Below are 19136 nucleotides of genomic sequence, written 5' to 3' on the forward strand. Positions count from 1 at the left end.
ATTGGCTGACACGCCGCCATCGCGAGCAAGCTCGCTCCTACAGGGGAGAGTTTCAGGCATAAAAAAGCCGCAACCTCGGGTTGCGGCTTTTTCATTGCGGCCTGGAATCAGTGAGCAAACAACGAATTGCCCTTCTGCCCCGCCAGTTTCTCCGGCTTGATCAGGAACCGCGCCAGGGCCGGCAGCAGCCACAGCGCACCGAACATGTTCCACAGCAGCATGAAGGTCAGCATCAGGCCCATGTCGGCCTGGAACTTGATGGCCGAGAAGATCCAGGTGCACACGCCGATGGCCAGGCACAGGCCGGTGAACAATACCGCTTTACCGGTGGACTTGAGGGTCTGGTAGTAGGCCTCTTGCAGGGGCAGGCCCGCACGCAGGAAGCTTTCCAGGCGGCTGTAGATGTAGATGCCGTAGTCCACGCCAATCCCCACACCCAACGCCACCACCGGCAGGGTCGCGACCTTCACGCCGATGCCCATGAAGGCCATCAGGGCGTTACCCAGTACCGAAGTCAGCACCAGCGGCAAGACGATGCACAGGGTCGCCGCCCAGGAGCGGAAGGTGATCATGCACATCACCGCCACGCAGATGTACACCAGGATCAGGATGATCAGCTCGGATTTCTTGATCACCTCGTTGGTGGCCGCCTCGATCCCGGCGTTACCGGCGGCGAGGATGAATTCCAGGCCGTCCTTGTTGTTCTCCTTGGCGAATTCCTGCACCGCATGCACGGCGCGGTCGAGGGTTTCGGCCTTGTGGTCGTTGAGGAACACCAGTACCGGCGCCAGCGAGCAATTGTTGTTGTACAGGCCATCGGCGCGGGCGATGGAGTTGTTCAGCACGTCCGGGTTGCGCGACAGGGTTTCCCATTTCAGGTTGCCCTCGTTCATGCCCTTGATCATCTGCTTGGACACGGTCACCAGGGAAATCGCCGACTGCACGCCCTCGGTGTTCTGCATCTTCCACATCAGTTCGTCGATGGGCGCCATGGCCTCATAGCGCGAGCAGCCTTCGGACTTGGTCTTGACCATCACCACCAGCACATCGGAACTGGTGGAGTAATTGCTGATGATGAAGTTGTTGTCCTTGTTGTAGCGCGAGTCCGGACGCAGTTCCGGGGCACCCTGGTCGAGGTCGCCGATCTTCAGGTTCTGGCTGTACCAGAGGCCGCCACCGAAGGCCAGCAACGCCAGGACGATCGACACCGGGGCGACTTTCGGGCTGGCGAAGCTCGACAGCAGGCGCCAGAACGGGTGTTCACGGTGCGCATCCTTCTTGCTGCGCTCGACCGCACGCTTGCTGATGCCGACATAGGAAATCGCCACCGGCAGCAGGATCAGGTTGGTGAACACGATCACCGCCACGCCGATGGACGCGCCGATGGCCAGTTCACGGATCACGCCGATGTCGATGATCAGCAGCGTGATGAAACCCACGGCGTCGGCCAGGATCGCGATCATCCCCGGCAGGAACAATTGGCGGAAGGTGCGCCGCGCCGCGGTCAGGGCGTTATCGGCCTCGCTGGACTGCAAGGCGATACCGTTGATTTTCTGCACGCCGTGGGAAATGCCGATGGCGAAGATCAGGAACGGCACCAGCATCGAGTACGGATCCAGACCAAAGCCGAAGAAATGCATCAGGCCCAGTTGCCAGATCACCGCCACCAGCGTGGTGCTCAACACCGCCACCGTGCTGCGCATGCAGTTCGTGAACCAGTACAGCAGGATCAGGGTAATGACGAAGGCGACACCGAAGAACATCACCACCATCACCAGGCCGTCGATCAGGTCGCCGACCTTCTTGGCGAACCCGACGATGTGGATCTTGACGTTGGGATTCTGTTTTTCGAACTTGTCGCGGATCTTTTCTTCCAGGTCATGGGAGAACTTGCGGTAGTCCAGCGCCAGCAACTTGCCCTGGTCCTGCGGGTCCGGGTAGGACTCCAGCAGCGGGATATCGACGATGCTCGACTTGAAGTCGTTGGCCACCAGACGGCCGATCTGCCCGGACTTGAGCACGTTGTTGCGCAACAGGTCGAGGCTTTCCTGGGAGCCGTTGTAGCTCTGCGGGATCACTTCACCGCCGGCGAAGCCCTCCTCGGTCACCTCGGTCCAGCGTACGCTCGGGCTCCACAGCGACTTGAGGCCGGAGCGGTCGACGCCGGAGATGTAGAACACCTCGTCGTTGATCTGGCGCAGGGTCTCCATGTACTCCTTGGAGAAGATGTCGCCATCAGTGGCTTCCACCGAGATGCGCACGGTGTTGCCCAGGTTCGCCAGGTCGTTGCGGTGCTCCATCATCTTTTGAATGAACGGATGCTCCAGCGGGATCATCTTTTCGAAACTGGTGGACGGCCGGATCAGCGTCGCCTGCCAGAACAGGAAGATGCTGACCAACAGGCAGATGGTAATCACTGCCGGGCGGTTGTTGAATATCAGGCGCTCGAGGAACGTCGCCTTGTCCTGGTGATGACTTGTCATGGATGTCATAGCTCCGCCCTTCTTATTATTTGCCCAGCTCTGCGCCGGTTGGCGAAGTAGCGCGAACGCCGCCCTGTCCTGCCAGAATCAGATTACCGTTGCCTGCTGCGGTCACCGCCGACACGGAAATACGATCCGGGCGGTTGAACACGCTGAAGGTTTCGCCGTCGTCAGTGCTGCGCACCACGCTGCCACCGTTACCGACAATCACGATGGAACCGTCATCGAGCAGCGTAGCGCCCGACAGGCCAAACTCCAGTGCGCCGCGTGCCGCCTTGAGCTCGACCTGCTCCCAGGTGCTGCCAAAATCGGTGGAACGATACAGATTGCCGCGCAGGCCGTAGGCCAGCAACGTATTGGCCTGGGAGGTGCCGATCACGCCGAACAGCGAACCTTCGTACGGACCTTCGAGCTTTTCCCAGGTCTGGCCCCAATCGGCAGAACGGAACATGCTGCCCTGCTCGCCGACGATGAACAGCCCGGCATCCTTGACGGCGGCAATGGCGTTGAGGTGGTACTGGTCTTCGTTGTCGAGGCGGTCGCTGGCGTCTTCCCAGTGCTTGCCACCGTCGGTGGTGGCCATCAGGTTGCCGTAGGCGCCCACGGCAAAACCGTTGTCGACGTCCTGGAACCAGACGTCAAGCAGCGGCGATTCGCGGGTCAGGTCTTCGAATTGTTTGTTCCAGGTGGCGCCGCCGTCCTCGCTGGCGAGGATCTGCGCGTCATGGCCGACCGCCCAGCCGTGCTTGTCGTCGACGAAATAGACGGAAGTGAGCAGTTGCCGGGTCGGCACCTTGGCCTGGGTCCAGGTAGTACCCTGGTCATCGGAATACAGGATATGGCCGCGATCACCGACCGCCACCAGGCGCTTGCCGGCGTGAACCACGTCGAGCATCAGGTTTTTACTGGCCTTGGCCGACTCAACGGAATAGACCACTTCGGATGCCGGCGCAGCGGCAGCCAACACAGGTGCCGAGCCAACGGCACTGCCCAACAGCGAGAGCGCTGTGGCCAGCAACGCGAATTTACGCAGTGCCAGCGGGCGGCAGGTACCCACACCCATGACAGGCTCACTCATAGACCTTCCCTCTTTATTATTGTTAGGTCGCAAAAGGGTGCTCGAAGCGTTTGGATAAACCGGAGCATAGTCCTGAAACCCGCAACCCAGAGCCCCTTTGGAAGCTGGGCTTATCCTATCGGGCTTTGGAAAGGTCTGACAATCGACGCCACGTTATCTTTTGTTAACCCGGCGGGGTTGGGAGGGAGGGTGAATGATGGGGTATCAGGTGGGGTGATTGGGGCTTTTGCCACACCTTGAACCACTGTGGGAGCGAGCCTGCTCGCGATAAGGCGTGTCAGTCACCGAAAATGGTGAATGGACCGACCTCATCGCGAGCAGGCTCGCTCCCACAGGGTGGAACTGCGGTGAGTTAAGGGCTTACGCCAAGCTCTTGCTCACCACCTCGAACACATCGCTGGACAACTGCCCCGAGGCGCGGATGCGCTCCAGTTCGCCTTTCATCAAGGCCTGGCGGGCGTCGTCGTATTTGCGCCAGCGGGTCAGCGGCGCCAGTTGGCGCGAGGCGATCTGCGGGTTGAAGCCGTTCAGCTCGATCACCAGATCGGCCAGGAAGCGATAGCCCGAGCCATCGGCGGCGTGGAAGTTGATCAGGTTCTGCCCGGCAAATGCACCGATCAGTGCGCGCACCTTGTTCGGGTTCTTGATGTTGAACGCCGGGTGCTGCATCAACGCCTTGACCCGCGCCAGCCCGCCCGGCAACGGGCTGCCGGCCTGGACGCTGAACCATTGGTCCATGACCAGCGGGTTGTCCTTGAAGTGCTCGGCGAATGCCGCCAGTGCCTTGGCCTTGTCTTCCTCGTACGGCGAGTTGACCAGCACGGCCAGGGCGGTCAGGCGCTCGGTCATGTTGTCGGCGTGCTCGAACTGCTCGAGCGTCGCCGCCAGCACCTCTGGCTTGCCACTGAGCATCAGGTAGGACAGCGCGATGTTCTGCAACGCACGGCGGGCGAAATGCTCGGCCTCGGCGATGTACGGAGTCTGCTTGGACAGGTCACGGTTGGCCTGATAACGCAGCCACAAGGCTTCGAACAAGCCATCGGCCAGTTGCTTGCGCGCGAATTCCCGTGCGATGTGGATCGCCTCGACGTCGGCCACTTCGCTGATTTCGGTCAGGTACGCCTCACCCGGCAAGGCGAGCATTTCGGCGACCATCGCCTGGTCCAGGGATTCGTCCGACAGCACGGTACGCAGGGCCGACACCAGACGCTGATCAAGCACCAGCGCCTCGCCCTTCTGCTGTTGCGCGATCAGTTCCTGCAGCACCTGGACCGCCAGTTGCTGGCCGGCATCCCAACGGTTGAAACCGTCGCTGTCGTGCTGCATGAGGAACATCAACTGATCGCGGTTGTACGGGAAGCTTAGTTTCACCGGCGCCGAGAAACCGCGCAGCAGCGAAGGCAACGGCTGTTCGGCGATGTCGACGAAGGTGAAGGTCTGCTCGGCCTCGGTCACCGAGATCACCCGCGACGTGCCCTGGGCAGTGGCTTCGCCGGCCAGGCGCAAGGCGATGGCTGCGCCCTTGGAGTCCAGCAGGCCCAGCTCCACCGGAATCACGAACGGCAGTTTTTCAACCTTGTCCGGGGTTGCCGGGCAGCTTTGGCGGAAGGTCAGGCTGTAGGTTTTCGCCGCCGCGTCATAGTGTTCGCTCACCGCCAGACGTGGCGTACCGGCCTGGCTGTACCAGCGCTTGAACTGGGTCAGGTCGACACCGTTGGCATCTTCCATGGCCTTGACGAAGTCGTCACAGGTCACGGCCTGGCCGTCATGGCGCTCGAAATACAGGTCGCTGCCTTTGCGGAAGCCCTCTTTGCCGAGCAGGGTGTGGATCATGCCGACCACTTCCGAGCCCTTTTCGTACACGGTCAGGGTGTAGAAGTTGGAAATCTCGATGAAGCTGTCCGGACGCACCGCGTGCGCCATGGGGCCTGCGTCTTCGGCGAACTGGTGGGTACGCAGGTAGGCCACGTCCTGGATGCGCTTGACCGTGGCCGAGTTCATGTCGGCGGAGAAATGCGAATCGCGGAACACCGTGAAGCCTTCCTTGAGCGACAGCTGGAACCAGTCGCGGCAGGTCACGCGGTTGCCCGACCAGTTGTGGAAGTATTCGTGGGCGACGATCGCCTCGACACGCTGGTGCGCGGCGTCGGTGGCGGTTTCGGCGCGGGCCAGCACGGCGCTGGAGTTGAAGATGTTGAGGCCCTTGTTCTCCATCGCGCCCATGTTGAAGTCGTTGACCGCAACGATCATGAAGATGTCCAGGTCATACTCGCGGCCATAGACCTCTTCATCCCAGCGCATGGACTTCTTCAGGCTGTTCATCGCGTGCTGGCACTTGTCGATGTTTTCCGGCTCGACGTAGATGCGCAGCGCCACAGTGCGCTCGGTCATGGAGGTGAAGGTGTCTTCGACACACCACAGGTCACCGGCCACCAGCGCGAACAGGTACGCCGGCTTCATGAACGGGTCTTCCCAGGTCGCCCAGTGACGACCGTCTTCGCCCGGGCCGCTGGCAATCGGGTTGCCGTTGGACAGCAGCACCGGATAGCTGTGCTGCTCGGCCACCACAGTGGTAGTGAACTTGCTCATCACGTCCGGGCGGTCGAGGTAATAGGTGATCTTGCGAAAGCCCTCGGCCTCGCACTGGGTGCAGAACATCGTGCCGGACTTGTACAGGCCTTCCAGCGCGGTGTTGGTTTCCGGGTGAATCCTCACGCTGGTGTCGACCGTGAAGGTGGTGCTGGTCGGCTGCAGGGTCAGGTGGTTCTCGGTCAGCTGATAGTCGCCAGCGCTCAATTCGCTGTCGGCCAGGCTCACCGCCAGCAGTTCCAGTTGCTGGCCATCGAGCACCAGCGGCGGCAGGCCCGGGCCACGCTCGGGGTTGCGGCGCATCACCAGTTGCGCGTGGACCAGGCTGTGGTCCTCGAACAACTCGAAGGTCAGGTGCGTCTCGTCGATCAGGTACTCGGGCGCCTGATAGTCCTTCAGGTAGATCATCTTCGGTTGTTCGGTGCGCATGCTGGAGTCCTTAACTATGCACGGCGAGCTGATAAGCCGTGTACTTACGAATATTGATCACGCCGGTGTCGAAAATCAGGTATTGGCCCTTGATCCCCAGCAGCGTGCCTTCGGCAATCGGGTTTTTGTCCAGGTTGAAGCTGACGATCTTCGCCGGGTACTGCTCGACCGGAAAACGGATCTCCAGCGGTTCCACATCGGCAATGGTCTGGATCGCCTGCAGGCCAAATCGTTCCTGCAAGGCCTGCAATCCTTCGGCGCAGCTGTCGAACAGCTGGTCGCGAATTGCTGCCAGGTCCACCGACGCCGCCTCGCCCTTGAGTAAAGCACGCCAGTTGGTCTTGTCCGCCACCTGGCTGCGCAACAGGTCCTCGACGAAGCCCGATTGCTGGCGGGTTGCCACACGCATGATCGGCAGCGCCTGGCGGGCGCCCTGGTCGATCCAGCGGGTCGGCAGTTGGGTGGCACGGGTAATCCCGACTTTCACCCCGGACGAGTTCGACAGATACACAATGTGATCGGTCATGCAGAACTGCTCGCCCCACGAAGGCTCACGGCAGGTGCCGGCGTCGTAGTGACAGCGCTCCGGGCTCATGATGCACACGTCGCACTGCGCCAGCTTGGTCATGCACGGATAGCAGTAACCCTGGCTGAAACTGGTCTTGGTCTTGCGCCCGCAGTGGGAGCAGAAGATCGCCCCCAGGTATTCCAGGCGAACCGTGCTGCCGATCAACGGATTGACCGGCACTTGCAGCTCACCCAGACGAAACGCGTATTGCACGTCGGCACCCTCGAGGCGTGCCGACATCTTGCTGATTGCACCGCGGCCAATCTCGATCAATGGACGGCATCCGACTTGAACAGGATGTTCGGCACTTCGATCGACTTGGAGCCACATTCCTGGGTGCCCATGTAACCGGTGTGCTGGTCTTCGGGCAGGTTCTGGATTTCCCAGGCGATCATCGCCTGCAACGACAATTCGCGCTGTTCGGCGGTGAGCTTGCCACCGTCGGACCATTTGCCGATTTCCACGGCGGTTTTCAGGCTGTGGTAGATCTCGGGGGTGATGTTGTTGATCATTTCATTAAAAGAGGACATGGATTGTGCGCACTCCGTGATTAACATGAAAAATTCAGGCAGCCAGTTTACGGCGGTTGTACAAACCACCCAACAAACCGGTCAGGCATCCGACGAGCAGCCCGCCGACATGGGCGGCGTTGGCAATTTCACCGAAGCCGATCAACGAGACCAGCCCCGACAGGCAAAGCAATAGCCACACCAGCATCATCACCAGCACGCCTTTTGGCAGGCGATAGGCGCGGTTGGGTGACAGCAACTGGAAGATCCAGCAATGGCCGAGCAGGCCGTAAAGCACGCCAGACAGCCCGCCAAACAGGGTCGGGCCGCTGAAAACGAACTGGGCGTAGTTGGACACCAGGGCAAACAGCAGGGTCAGGCCGATCAGGTTGATGCTGCCCTGGCGCGACTCGATACGCCGCCCCAGCTCCCAGTACCACATGCCGTTCATGGCCAGGTGCAGGAAACCGAAGTGGATCAGCATCGGCGTCACCAGGCGCCACCACTGCCCTGCTTCCAGGCTGTCGGCCAGCGGGGTGAAATGGATGTACTCGCCGACCACGCGAAAATCGAGGAAGGTCAGCCAGCGCATCGTGTCGAGGTTTTCCCCCAGCAGCGTCACCACACCGACGATCAGCGTCAGTAACAGCACCAGCCCGGTGGCCCTGGCATGGCGCAACTGTTCGGCGAAACCGGGGCGATGGTGGGTTTTCGCCAACGGAATATCGAGTTTCTGTTCGGGATCACCGGCCGGATAGCGCTCGTACAGCACACGCACGTCGTCGCTGACGCTGGCGGGCACCCACAACACCTGCTCGCCCTGCTCTTCGCTGACCCGGTGCGGCACCTGCATGCGTTCGAGCAGCTTGACGAACCCGCTCAGGTCCACCGCCAGCGGCAGGCGCAATACGGCCACGGCGCTCATCGCAGGGCCTCGGGACGCTCGACATCGACCCAGACGAATTTGTTCGGGTCCAGGCGGGTTTCCTGGTCCAGGCGATAGGCCACCAGCTTGCCGTAAAGCACCGCGCTGTAGTCCAGGCAGGCCAGGTTCGGCCGGATCGGCGCCGGTTTGCCGCTGCGCCAGTAGTGGCCAACGAACAGCAAGGGCTCTTCGGCGCCGTAACGCAACAGGTTGTTCTTTTCGCTGGAGGTCAGCGGCGTGCGGGCCACCAGGTCCGGCAAGGCGTCGGGCTGGAAGACGATGTCGCCATAGGTCTGCGGGGCGTCCTCTTCTTCCCAGAATTTGGTGCGGAAGAACGACCGGGTCAGGCCATCGCCACTGGTCATGGTCTGGCCACCGGGCAGGCGCATGTCGGTGCCGCGCAGCAGACGATCGAATACAGTGCAGGCAAAACTGCCAGGCATGCCAGACGCCTGGAGAAAATGCTCGTCGACACGGCCATCAGGAAACAGCGCGCGCAGCGGCTCGATCAGGCCGGCGTCCCAGCAGGCGTGGACCACGCGGAATCGCCCGGCATCGACAAACAGCGGCAACTGGTAGAACCATTGCTGGAAGTCATGCCAGTCCGCCGGGTGACCTTCGAACTGCGCCAAAGTCTCGCCCAGCAGGCGCGCGTGGCGTGGCGTATGCTCGCGCACGAACTGCTTGCCACTGCCCGGCGGCGCCGGCGTGCTCCAGCCCAGGGCGTTGAACTCGTGGTTGCCCATGATGCACAGGGCCTGGCCGGCCTCGACCATGTCGTGGACGATGTGCAGCGCCTCGCGGATGCGCGGGCCCCGGTCAATGATGTCGCCGACGAACACCGCCATGCGCGAAGTGTGTCGCCAGACGCCACCCTGCTTGTGGTAACCGAGCTGATCAAGCAAATGTTCAAGGGTCAATGCGCAACCATGGACGTCGCCGATCAGGTCATAACTTCGCGCGGGATCGAGCATCAGTCGCCTCCACCACCCAACTTGCTGCCCCAGCCGAGTTTGGTCCGGCAAACTTCATAGTAGTTATGGTCGAGCGGGTGAATCAGCCGCAGCTTCTGTGCTTTTTTGCTCACGGTGATGGTGTCACCCGGCGCGCAGGTGAAATGGTTCTGCCCGTCGCAGGAAACCTGCGGGTAGATCTGCATATCCTTGGACACGACGATTTTCAGCTCACTGTTGCCATCGACCACGATCGGCCTGCCCGACAAGGTATGGGGGTACATGGGCACAATCACAATAGCGTCGAGCTTGGGATGCATGATCGGGCCGCCCGCGGACAGCGCGTAGGCGGTGGAACCGGTGGGTGTCGCGACGATCAGGCCGTCGGCCTTCTGGCTGCAGACGAACTGGCCGTCGATGTACAACTCGAATTCGATCATGCGCGTGGATTTGCCGGGGTGCAGCACCACATCGTTAAGGGCATCGCCCTGGCCGATGGCTTCGGCATGGCGGCGCACTTCGGCCTGGAGCAGGAAGCGGTTTTCCACCAGGTAATGGCCGTCGAGCACTTCGGCGACCTTGACTTCGAGCTCGTCGGGGCGGATATCGGTGAGGAAACCCAGGCTGCCACGGTTGATACCCAGCACCGGGATGTTGTGCTTGGCCAGTGCCCGCGCGGCGCCGAGCAGGCTGCCATCGCCACCGACCACAATCACCATGTCACAGACTTCGCCGAGCATCTTGCGCGAGGAGGTTTGCAGGCCATGGCCGGGCAGCACTTCGGCGATGGTGTCTTCGAGGATCACATGCAGGTGACGATCGAGCAGAAACCGTTTCAGTCGGCGAACGGTATCCAGTACCTGGGAACTGCCCAGGCGACCGATGATGCCGATATTACGAAATTGCTCCATGGGGCTCCTATAGCGACACGGGGTGCAGGGACGCGGGGGCCTGCGACGACTAAAAACACGATTATGGGCGAAAGCGCCGGATAGACAAAATCCTTTCAGCGACAAGGGTGTACTCATGTTTAGGGCTATGCTCGCAAGATGATCCTATTTCCCGACCTGCTGGCATTGCCCCAACAGTTGCGCCACGCCGAGGTGCGTGACCTGGCCTGGGTCATCCTCACGCCACCGATGCTGCAGAACACGCCCTGGCCACAGCGCCATCCGCTGGCCGGCAGTGACTGGGTGCAGGCACCGGAGCGCCTGGAGCAGTGGCTGCGCCAGCTCGATCACGACAGTTACGACCTGCTGCACTGGCTGGCCCAGGCCCGGACCCGACGCCTGGGCCTGTATTACGAACGCCTGTGGCAATACGCGGTGCACCACGCGCCCGGTATCGAGTTGCTGGCCGCCAACCTGCCGATCCGCCGCGAGGGCCACACCCTGGGCGAACTGGACATGCTGCTGCGCGACCGCGACGGCGTGCATCATCTGGAACTGGCCATCAAGCTGTACCTCGGCCCGCAGGATGGCGGCGGCCAGGACACCGCGCGCTGGCTGGGGCCGGGGTGTCATGATCGGCTGGACCGCAAACTGGCGCACCTGAGCCTGCACCAGTTGCCGATTGCCAACCGCGCGGAAAGCCGCGAGGTCCTGGCGGCGCTGGACATCCGCGAGTTCAGCTCACACCTGTGGCTGGGTGGTTACCTGCTGTACCCGTGGCCAGGGCAGGCCGAGCCGCCCCACGGCGCACACCCGCAACACCTGCGAGGTCGCTGGCTGCATCAAAAGGACTGGCCCGCGTTTTTCGCCGGACGCCCGTTCGGCCGCTGGCAACCCCTGCCCCGCCACGCCTGGCTGGCGCCAGCGCACTACCCGGCGGAACAGACCTGGAATGCCGCGCAGTTACAGGCCTGGCTCGAAAACCTCGAACCCCAGGCACCGGCGCAGTTGCTGGTGCGGTTGGTGGAGAATGGAGACGGTGACTGGGAGGAAGCGGAGCGGTTGTTTCTGGTGGCGGATCTTTGGCCGAATGTGCCGGGGGCTGGCTGAGCTCTCCGTTGTTTGGAACAACGCCATCGCGAGCAGGCTCGCTCCCACAAGGATCTATGTTTCACGGATGTACTGTGGGAGCGAGCCTGCTCGCGATAGGGCCAACCCGATTCAAAGGGTCAAACGCAAAGCCAACGCCGCCAACGTCACCAACAACACCGGCAACGTCAACACGATCCCGACCTTGAAGTAATACCCCCAGCCGATGCGAATGTTCTTGCGCTGCAGCACATGCAGCCAAAGCAGGGTCGCGAGGCTGCCAATCGGGGTGATTTTCGGCCCCAGGTCACTGCCGATGACATTGGCGTAGATCATCGCCTCCTTCACCACGCCCGTCGCCTGGCTGGCGTCGATGGACAGCAGGCCGATCAACACCGTCGGCAGGTTGTTCATCATCGACGACAGCAACGCCGTCAGCACCCCGGTGCCCAGCGCCGCGCCCCACACGCCGTATCCGGCAAAGACGTCCAGCCACCCCGCCAGATACCCGGTCAGCCCGGCGTTGCGCAGGCCGTACACCACCAGATACATGCCCAGGGAGAAAATCACGATATGCCAGGGCGCTTCCTTCATCACTTTGCGCGTGGAAATCTTGTGGCCACGCGCGGCGATGGCCAGCAGCAACGCCGCGCAAACCGACGAGATTGCACTGATGGGAATGCCCAGCGGTTCCAGGGCAAAACAGCCGAGCAACAGGATCACCAGCACCGCCCAGCCGGCCAGAAACGTCGCCTTGTCATGAATGGCGCTGGCTGGATGCGCCAGTTGCTCGGGGTCGTAGGCCCTGGGAATGTCCCGCCGAAAAAACCACAGCAGCACCCCCAGCGTCGCCGCGACGCTGACCAGGTTGACCGGGACCATGACGGCCGCATAACGATTGAAGCCGATGCCGAAGTAATCGGCCGAGACGATGTTGACCAGGTTCGACACCACCAGCGGCAGGCTCGCGGTATCGGCGATGAAGCCCGCGCCCATGACGAACGCCAGGGTCGCAGCCGTGGAAAAACGCAACGCCAGCAGCATGGAAATCACGATGGGCGTGAGGATCAACGCCGCGCCATCGTTGGCGAACAGCGCCGAGACCAGCGCCCCCAGCAGCACCATGCAGGCAAACAGCGCGCGGCCATTGCCACGACCCCAGCGCGCGACGTGCAACGCCGCCCAGGCGAAAAAGCCGGCTTCGTCCAGCAGCAGGCTGATGATGATCAGGCCAATGAACGTGCCGGTGGCATTCCAGATGATCTGCCACACCAGCGGGATGTCAGCCAGGTGCACTACGCCGAAAATCAATGCCAGCGTTGCGCCGAGCACTGCGCTCCAGCCGACGCCCAGGCCTTTGGGTTGCCAGATCACCAGGGTGATGGTCAGCAGGAAGATCAGTGAGGCACTGAGCATGAAAAACTGCCTGAGAAGAACAAAGGCGCAGATTCTGGATCAGGCTGCGCCTTTGTGGCAACGCGGGGATCAGACCTTCTTGTGCTGCTCGACCCATTTGGCATAGGCGTTGATGAAGTTCTGCAGGAAAGGCTTCACCGACTCCGACAGCTTGCCGGCCTCATCGAACGCCGAACCGGCACCACCGAGGTAGGCTTCCGGTTGCTGCATGCACGGCACATCCAGAAACACCAGGGACTGGCGCAGGTGATGGTTGGCGCCAAAACCGCCAATCGCCCCCGGCGAAACGCTGATGATCGCACCCGGTTTGCCGCCCCAGGCGCTCTGGCCATAAGGACGCGAACCGACGTCGATCGCATTCTTCAAGGGTGCCGGAACCGAACGGTTGTATTCCGGAGTGACGAACAGCAGCGCGTCGGATGAAGCCACTTGCTGGCGGAAAGTGCTGTAGGCTGCCGGCGGAGTGACATTGATGTCTTCGTTGTACAGCGGCAAATCGCCGATTTCGACGATGTTCAGCTCGAGATTCGCCGGCGCCAACTCAGCCAGGGCCAAGGCGACCTTGCGGTTGATTGACTGCTTTCTCAAGCTGCCGACGACAACAGCAATCTTGTAAACGTTGCTCATGGAAGATTCTCGACTGTCCGATTGAAAAGAGCTGGTAGTTATAGATGACGTTTCCTACAGAAAGCGACTAAAAACACCGTCATTCACTATTTTTTTCCTGTAGGAAAACTTACCTCACTCAGAGAAGGTCTACTGAGTCGCAAATTGAGTGATTTATCCCCAGAGGTTCTACACAGATGGCAGAAGTACTTGTCGGTCAGTTTCATGCACGCGATGCCGAAGGGCGCGTCTATTCGGTGCATGAGTATCAGGAATCCAACCCGTCGGCAGACGGTCTCATGCCGGCCACCATCTACAAGCTGGCCATCGGTGACCGGGTGAAGAAGCTCGACGACAACCAGTTTTTGCTGGTGCAATCCGACATCACCCTCGTTCGCGAACCCGATAGTTTCGTCACAGGCGAGGCACAAACCACTGTCGCTTCATGACGGCGCCTTACCGGCATGCGTTATGAGCAGAAGTCATGTGCGGACTTGAGTTAGGATTCAGCCACTGACTCTTCACCCGCTGAACATGGACTTCACGCATGCGTTTACGCCATATCGAAGTAATTCAGGCGCTTTTACAGACCGGTCACCTGGGCACCGCCGCCGAATGGTTGCAACTGCCGGTGGCCGAGATCGAGAGCACGCTGCGCGACATCGAGAGTCAGTTGGGTTTCATGCTGTTTTCCAGTGTGCGCGGGCGTTTGCAGGCCACGCGCGAAGCTCGCGAGCTGCAGGTCGAGATCGCCCACGTCTACGAAGCGCTCGAACCGGTGCAGCGCCTGGCCAGCAGCCTCAAGCAGTATCACGCCCCACCCCTGCGCATCATTTGCACGCCGCCCCTGGCCCAACAGCTGTTACCGCAAAGTATCGCGGCGCTGCGCCGACGCCTGCCGGATGTGCCGTGCAGCCTGTTGAGCCAGCCGACCCGCAACATCGTGCGCAACCTGCTGCTGCGTGAGAGCGACCTGGGGTTGAGCCTGCACGATCCCGATCATGCCGACATCGACTGCCAGGTCATCGCCCAGGGTAAATTGCAGTTGCTGGCGCCCCATGGCTGGCTGCAACCGAAGCAGAAGTACATTTCCCTGCAGGACCTTGCAGGCCAGGCGATGGTCGGCCTCGAAGGCCATGACCCGTTGAACCCGGCACTCGACAACAAACTGCATGCGCTGCGCCCTGCCCCGGTCATCCACACCCGGGTGCAGACCCACCAGATGATGCGCAGCATGGTCGAGGCCGGAGAAGGCCTGGCGATTGTCGACCCGTTCACCGCCCTGGGTGCCAGGTCCGCGGGCCTGGGCATGTGCCCGCTGGCGCCCGCGGTGCCGATCAGCGTCTACGCCCTGTCGCTGAAAAACGCTGAAGCGTCGCCGGCAGCCAGGGCCTTGCTGGACATCGTCACGGAACAAGCCGCGGCGATGTTGGCGAGCTGATCGGGTTTTCCAGCGGGTTGTCGAAGAACCGATACCAGAACAGCGCCACCTCGGCGGTGTTCGGGTCGATGCCGCGATAACGCAGGTGATCGAAACCGCCGATCACGTAGCCGCAGCGCTCATACAGCCGGCACGCCCCCAGATTGTTGTTCTGGGTTTCGAGCATGATGCCCGGCAGCTTTTTCTTGCGGCTCCAGAACTGCGCCACGTCAAGCAACGCCTTGGCGACACCATGCCGGCGCGCCGGCGCATGCACCGCCAGCTCGTCGATATGGGCGAACCCATTCCAGTTGGTGCTGATCACCAGGTGACCGACCGGCACGTCATCGAGATACGCCATGAAAATCGCGCTGTCGGCGGCGCCGCGAAAAGCGCTGAACTCTTCGGGGTCAATGCCATAGCACTTGCGGTATGGGGTAATCGGCGTGACCGGCCACTGCTCCACCGGCTGGCCGATTGCCGCCTCACCATAGGCTGCCACTTCAAAACTGAAGTCGCTGCTCCAGATGTAAGCGGCAAACCCGTCATCGGCAACGCGGACCGACAGGCCTGGGCATTTCGCGTTCATGACCAGTTGCATATTGGGAAAAATCCTCACTCCTTGATGCAATCGACGGTGTATTGCCGCCCATTGCCTTGGTCTTCGTGTTGCAACCCGTGCACATCGGCGACGAACCCGGGAAAGCTGCTGTCGAAGGTGCGGGCAAAGGCCAGGTAGTCATTGATCGAGCGGGTCGACTCGGTGAAGCGCTCGCCCGGCATGATCAGCGGAATGCCCGGCGGGTACGGCACCAGCATCACCGCGGCGATGCGCCCTTGCAGCTCGTCGATCGACACCGCCTCCACTTCACCCCGCACCAGGTGGTCATAGGCATCGGCCGGTTTCATGGCGACTTCCGGCAACACCGTGTACATGCGCTTCAAATGCTTGGCCGTGGCATTGCTGCGGTAACAGGCATGCAGTTGATCGCACAGGTCGCGCAGGCCCATGCCCCGATAGCGCGCCGTGTCCTCTTGCGCCACACAGGGCAGGCAACTGGCGAGACTGACGTTGGCGTCGTAGCTGCGCTTGAACTCCAGCAGCTCCGTGAGCAGCGTGCTCCATTTGCCTTTGGTGATGCCCATGGAGAACAGCACCAGGAACGAATACAAGCCGGTCTTTTCCACCACCAGCCCGCGCTCCCAGAGGAACTTGCTGACCACCGCCGCCGGAATCCCCCGGTCGCTCAGTGCACCGCCCGCCGTCAGGCCCGGCATCACCAGGGTGACTTTGATCGGGTCGAGCAGCACATAGTCGTCGGTCACGCCACCGAAGCCATGCCAGTCGGCCTCCGGTTCCAGCAGCCAGTCCTGGGTGAGCACGTGATCCATGCCATCGGCCGACGGCGGCTGCCAGATGGAAAACCACCAGTCATCCTTGGCGATGTGTTGGCGAAGATTGGCCAGCGCGCGGCGGAAGCTCAAGGCTTCGTCGAACATTTCTTGTAACAGGGAGCGACCGGCCGGCCCTTCCATCATCGCCGATGCCACGTCCAGGGACGCGATAATGCTGTATTGCGGCGAGGTGGAGATGTGCATCATGAACGCTTCGTTGAAACGATCCTGATCCAGTTGCCGCGCCCCACCGTTCTGCACGTGAATCATCGAAGCCTGACTGAACGCCGCGAGCAATTTATGCGTGGAGTGCGTGGTGAACACCAGTGGGCTGTCCTCGCTGCGCGACGTGCCCATGCCGTAGCGACCGGCAAAGAATTCGTGAAACGCCGCATAGGCGTACCAGGCCTCATCGAAATGCAGCACTTCCACGCTGTTGCCCAGTTGCTGCTTGATCAGTTCGGCGTTGTAGCACAGCCCGTCGTAGGTCGAGTTGGTCACCACCGCCAGCTTGACCTTCGGCTCGCGCCCACGGGTCAAGGGGCTGGCGTCGATCTTGGCCTGGATCGACTCGCGGCTGAACTCGCTCAGCGGGATGGGCCCGATGATCCCCAGTTCGTTGCGTTCCGGGCACAGGTACAACGGAATCGCCCCGGTCATGATGATCGAATGCAGCACCGACTTGTGACAGTTGCGGTCCACCAGCACCAGATCGTCGCGGGCGACCATGGAATGCCAGACGATCTTGTTGGCGGTCGAGGTGCCGTTGATTACGAAAAAGGTGTAGTCGGCGCCGAAATTGCGTGCCGCGCGCGCTTCGGCTTCAGCCAGGGGACCGGTGTGATCGAGTAGCGAGCCCAGTTCGGGCACCGACACCGACAAGTCCGAGCGCAGGGTGTTTTCCCCGAAAAACTGGTGAAATGCCCGCCCTACCGGGCTCTTGTGATACGCCACGCCACCGCCATGCCCCGGCGTATGCCAGGAATAGTTGGAGTCGGCAGTGTGTTGCACCAACGCCTTGAAAAACGGCGGCAGCAGGCCATCCAGGTATTTGCGTGCGGCACGGGCGACCTGCCGTGCCAGAAATGGCACGGTGTCTTCGAACAGATAGAGGATGCCGCGCAACTGGTTGAGTTCGTCCATGGCGTCGGCCGGGGCGTTTTCCAGCGTCACTTGCTCGCCGAGGGCGAAGATCGGCAAGTCCGGCGCGCGCACCCGCGCCAGAGCGATCAATTCGTCCATGTTGTGCAGCAGATGGGAGTTGGCGCTGGGGTCTTCGGCGGCGATCAACATGCAGGAAAGGCCATGATGGGTCGAGGCGACCAGCCGGCCTTCGGTGTAATCCACCGCCGAGACGATACTGAAACCTTCCTGCTCCAGCTCCCGGGCGATGCCTCGCACGCGATCACCGGCAACGGTGTCGGCCTTGATGTCACGGTGGACGATCAACACCGGAAATTTCAAATCTTTGTACATGAGGCACAGAGTCCTGAGGCGACAAGCGTGGCTTGCCAATGACCTCAGGTTAGAGCGTTGAAGCGGATGTGGCGAGTCTCGAAACCCTGATCCAGGTCAATCAGCGCAGCATCATTTCGCCACTTTTTACGCCTGCGCCTTGGCCTCGGCGAGCTGTTGCCACAGCGATGGAGCACCGGCGGATTTGGCGATCACTTCCAGGCGCGCCATGTGTTGGGCCAGGTCGTCTTCGCTGGCGCGGATGATTCGCGTGCGCTGACGATCAGCCGGCAGACGACGAATTTCGCTGGCGGAGTTACCACCGCCTTCGCCATCAGACGCGTTGCCCGCCAACGACAGGCTGGTCTGCCCGCCGGTCATGGTCAGGTAGACGTCGGCGAGGATCTCCGAGTCGAGCAAGGCGCCGTGCAGTTCACGGCCGGAGTTGTCGACGCCATAACGTTTGCACAGGGCATCGAGGCTGTTCCGCTGGCCGGGGTGACGCTCCCGGGCCATCAGCAAGGTATCGAGGATCGAGCAATGCTGCGAAATATCGGCGCGCTCGTGCTGGCCCATCAAGGCAAATTCGTTGTTGATGAAGCCAACGTCGAACGCCGCGTTGTGGATGATCAGCTGTGCGCCCTGGATGAACTCGAAGAATTCATCGGCCACTTCCGGGAAGCGCGGTTTGCCCGTCAGAAATTCGTTGGTGATGCCGTGAACACCGATGGCGCCCTCGTCGCTTTCGCGATCCGGTTGCAGGTACACGTGGAAGTGCCGGCCCGTCAGGCGCCGACCGATCAACTCGACACAACCGATCTCGATAATCCGGTGGCCGTCGGTCACCGGCATGCCGGTGGTTTCGGTGTCGAGTACAACGGATCTGGTGGCCATCAGTGTTCAGCTCTCAATCGGTGATTCTTGTCAAAGGCGGAGATGTTAACACGCTCGGCGAACCGATTCAGGTAGACCGTGTCGACGGAATGGCGCGCACTGCTATCTGGTTTGCGATGATGACGAATTGGGCTACACCAAGCCACCGCCCTGCCTCATGCTTTTGCTTGAGGAGCTCGAAGCGCTCCGACGCCCCAGAAACGTCAACCGCGTAATGGGTTTTGAGCGCGTTTTTTTACCTGGACATACACCTAGCCGGCTTCAGTGTTGAGCTCCACATCCTCGTCCCGCTCGACCAGCACTTCACGTACACCGGAAAATCGCACCAGGAGTGGGCAGCCCACAGCATACAAATGCTGATAAAGAAAACCATTATGAACAGACTCAACGCGCTTTAACTATGCCGGGCCTAGTACGTCACCGTGATGGGCCTGGTC

At 61.4% G+C, this 19136-nt stretch carries 16 protein-coding genes; 3 read left to right on the forward strand and 13 right to left on the reverse strand.

Annotated features, from left to right (window positions below; all coding sequences use genetic code 11):
- Positions 1-107 precede the first annotated feature (107 nt).
- From ABVN20_RS25730 to ABVN20_RS25765, 8 genes are all read right to left on the reverse strand, one after another.
- Positions 108-2492, reverse strand: a complete 2385-nt coding sequence (locus ABVN20_RS25730; RefSeq protein ID WP_368558590.1) for an RND family transporter — start codon at positions 2490-2492, stop codon at positions 108-110.
- A 16-nt stretch (positions 2493-2508) separates the two neighbouring features.
- Positions 2509-3561 carry a WD40/YVTN/BNR-like repeat-containing protein gene (locus tag ABVN20_RS25735; protein WP_368558591.1) on the reverse strand — a complete coding sequence of 351 codons (1053 nt, stop codon included), beginning with the start codon at positions 3559-3561 and terminating at the stop codon, positions 2509-2511.
- 360 nt (positions 3562-3921) lie between these two features.
- Positions 3922-6579, reverse strand: a complete 2658-nt coding sequence (gene pepN / locus ABVN20_RS25740) for an aminopeptidase N (protein WP_368558592.1) — start codon at positions 6577-6579, stop codon at positions 3922-3924.
- Positions 6580-6589: 10 nt separating this feature from the next.
- A complete protein-coding gene (locus ABVN20_RS25745; RefSeq protein WP_368558593.1) occupies positions 6590-7420 on the reverse strand; it encodes a DUF2797 domain-containing protein in 831 nt (276 codons plus the stop codon).
- On the reverse strand, positions 7417-7677 hold the full coding sequence (locus tag ABVN20_RS25750) for a YeaC family protein (RefSeq protein WP_368558594.1): 261 nt from the start codon (positions 7675-7677) through the stop codon (positions 7417-7419). The genes ABVN20_RS25745 and ABVN20_RS25750 overlap by 4 nt, the downstream gene beginning before the upstream one ends.
- Before the next feature lie 34 nt (positions 7678-7711).
- The gene (locus ABVN20_RS25755; protein ID WP_368558595.1) at positions 7712-8581 is read right to left on the reverse strand and encodes a rhomboid family intramembrane serine protease; all 870 of its coding nucleotides are present in this window, start codon (positions 8579-8581) and stop codon (positions 7712-7714) included.
- Positions 8578-9558 carry a metallophosphoesterase gene (locus tag ABVN20_RS25760; RefSeq protein WP_368558719.1) on the reverse strand — a complete coding sequence of 327 codons (981 nt, stop codon included), beginning with the start codon at positions 9556-9558 and terminating at the stop codon, positions 8578-8580. Before ABVN20_RS25760 ends, ABVN20_RS25755 begins: the two co-directional genes overlap by 4 nt.
- Entirely contained in the window at positions 9555-10445 is an 891-nt protein-coding gene (locus ABVN20_RS25765) for an NAD(+) kinase (RefSeq protein ID WP_034146463.1), read from the reverse strand. The genes ABVN20_RS25760 and ABVN20_RS25765 overlap by 4 nt, the downstream gene beginning before the upstream one ends.
- A 138-nt stretch (positions 10446-10583) precedes the next feature.
- Here ABVN20_RS25765 and ABVN20_RS25770 point away from each other — a divergent pair, with 138 nt between their 5' ends.
- Complete coding sequence (locus ABVN20_RS25770) at positions 10584-11534, forward strand: DUF1853 family protein (protein WP_368558596.1); 951 nt, start codon at positions 10584-10586, stop codon at positions 11532-11534.
- A 111-nt stretch (positions 11535-11645) separates the two neighbouring features.
- Here the strand turns inward: ABVN20_RS25770 and ABVN20_RS25775 are convergent, their stop codons facing one another.
- A complete protein-coding gene (locus tag ABVN20_RS25775) occupies positions 11646-12929 on the reverse strand; it encodes an arsenic transporter (protein ID WP_368558597.1) in 1284 nt (427 codons plus the stop codon).
- A 69-nt stretch (positions 12930-12998) separates the two neighbouring features.
- Positions 12999-13556: an NADPH-dependent FMN reductase gene (locus ABVN20_RS25780; RefSeq protein ID WP_368558598.1), complete on the reverse strand. Its 558-nt coding sequence runs from the start codon at positions 13554-13556 to the stop codon at positions 12999-13001.
- Between the two features lie 176 nt (positions 13557-13732).
- On the opposite strand from ABVN20_RS25780, the gene ABVN20_RS25785 reads away from it, so the two are divergent.
- Both ABVN20_RS25785 and ABVN20_RS25790 read left to right on the forward strand, forming a co-directional pair.
- Positions 13733-13984, forward strand: coding sequence for a hypothetical protein (locus tag ABVN20_RS25785; RefSeq protein ID WP_368558599.1), 252 nt, complete (start codon positions 13733-13735; stop codon positions 13982-13984).
- Positions 13985-14082: 98 nt separating this feature from the next.
- Positions 14083-14976 carry a LysR substrate-binding domain-containing protein gene (locus ABVN20_RS25790; protein WP_368558600.1) on the forward strand — a complete coding sequence of 298 codons (894 nt, stop codon included), beginning with the start codon at positions 14083-14085 and terminating at the stop codon, positions 14974-14976.
- Here ABVN20_RS25790 and ABVN20_RS25795 read toward each other — a convergent pair.
- From ABVN20_RS25795 to dnaQ, 3 genes are all read right to left on the reverse strand, one after another.
- Entirely contained in the window at positions 14942-15556 is a 615-nt protein-coding gene (locus ABVN20_RS25795) for a GNAT family N-acetyltransferase (protein WP_368558601.1), read from the reverse strand. The two genes, ABVN20_RS25790 and ABVN20_RS25795, sit on opposite strands and share 35 nt — an antisense overlap.
- A gap of 14 nt (positions 15557-15570) precedes the next feature.
- Complete coding sequence (locus ABVN20_RS25800) at positions 15571-17826, reverse strand: Orn/Lys/Arg decarboxylase N-terminal domain-containing protein (RefSeq protein WP_368558602.1); 2256 nt, start codon at positions 17824-17826, stop codon at positions 15571-15573.
- Between the two features lie 126 nt (positions 17827-17952).
- Positions 17953-18699 (reverse strand): DNA polymerase III subunit epsilon, encoded by a 747-nt coding sequence (gene dnaQ, locus ABVN20_RS25805; RefSeq protein ID WP_368558603.1) that lies wholly within the window; start codon positions 18697-18699, stop codon positions 17953-17955.
- Between the last annotated feature and the right edge of the window lie 437 nt (positions 18700-19136).

It is taken from the genome of Pseudomonas sp. MYb118 (genome assembly GCF_040947875.1).
GTDB lineage: Bacteria > Pseudomonadota > Gammaproteobacteria > Pseudomonadales > Pseudomonadaceae > Aquipseudomonas.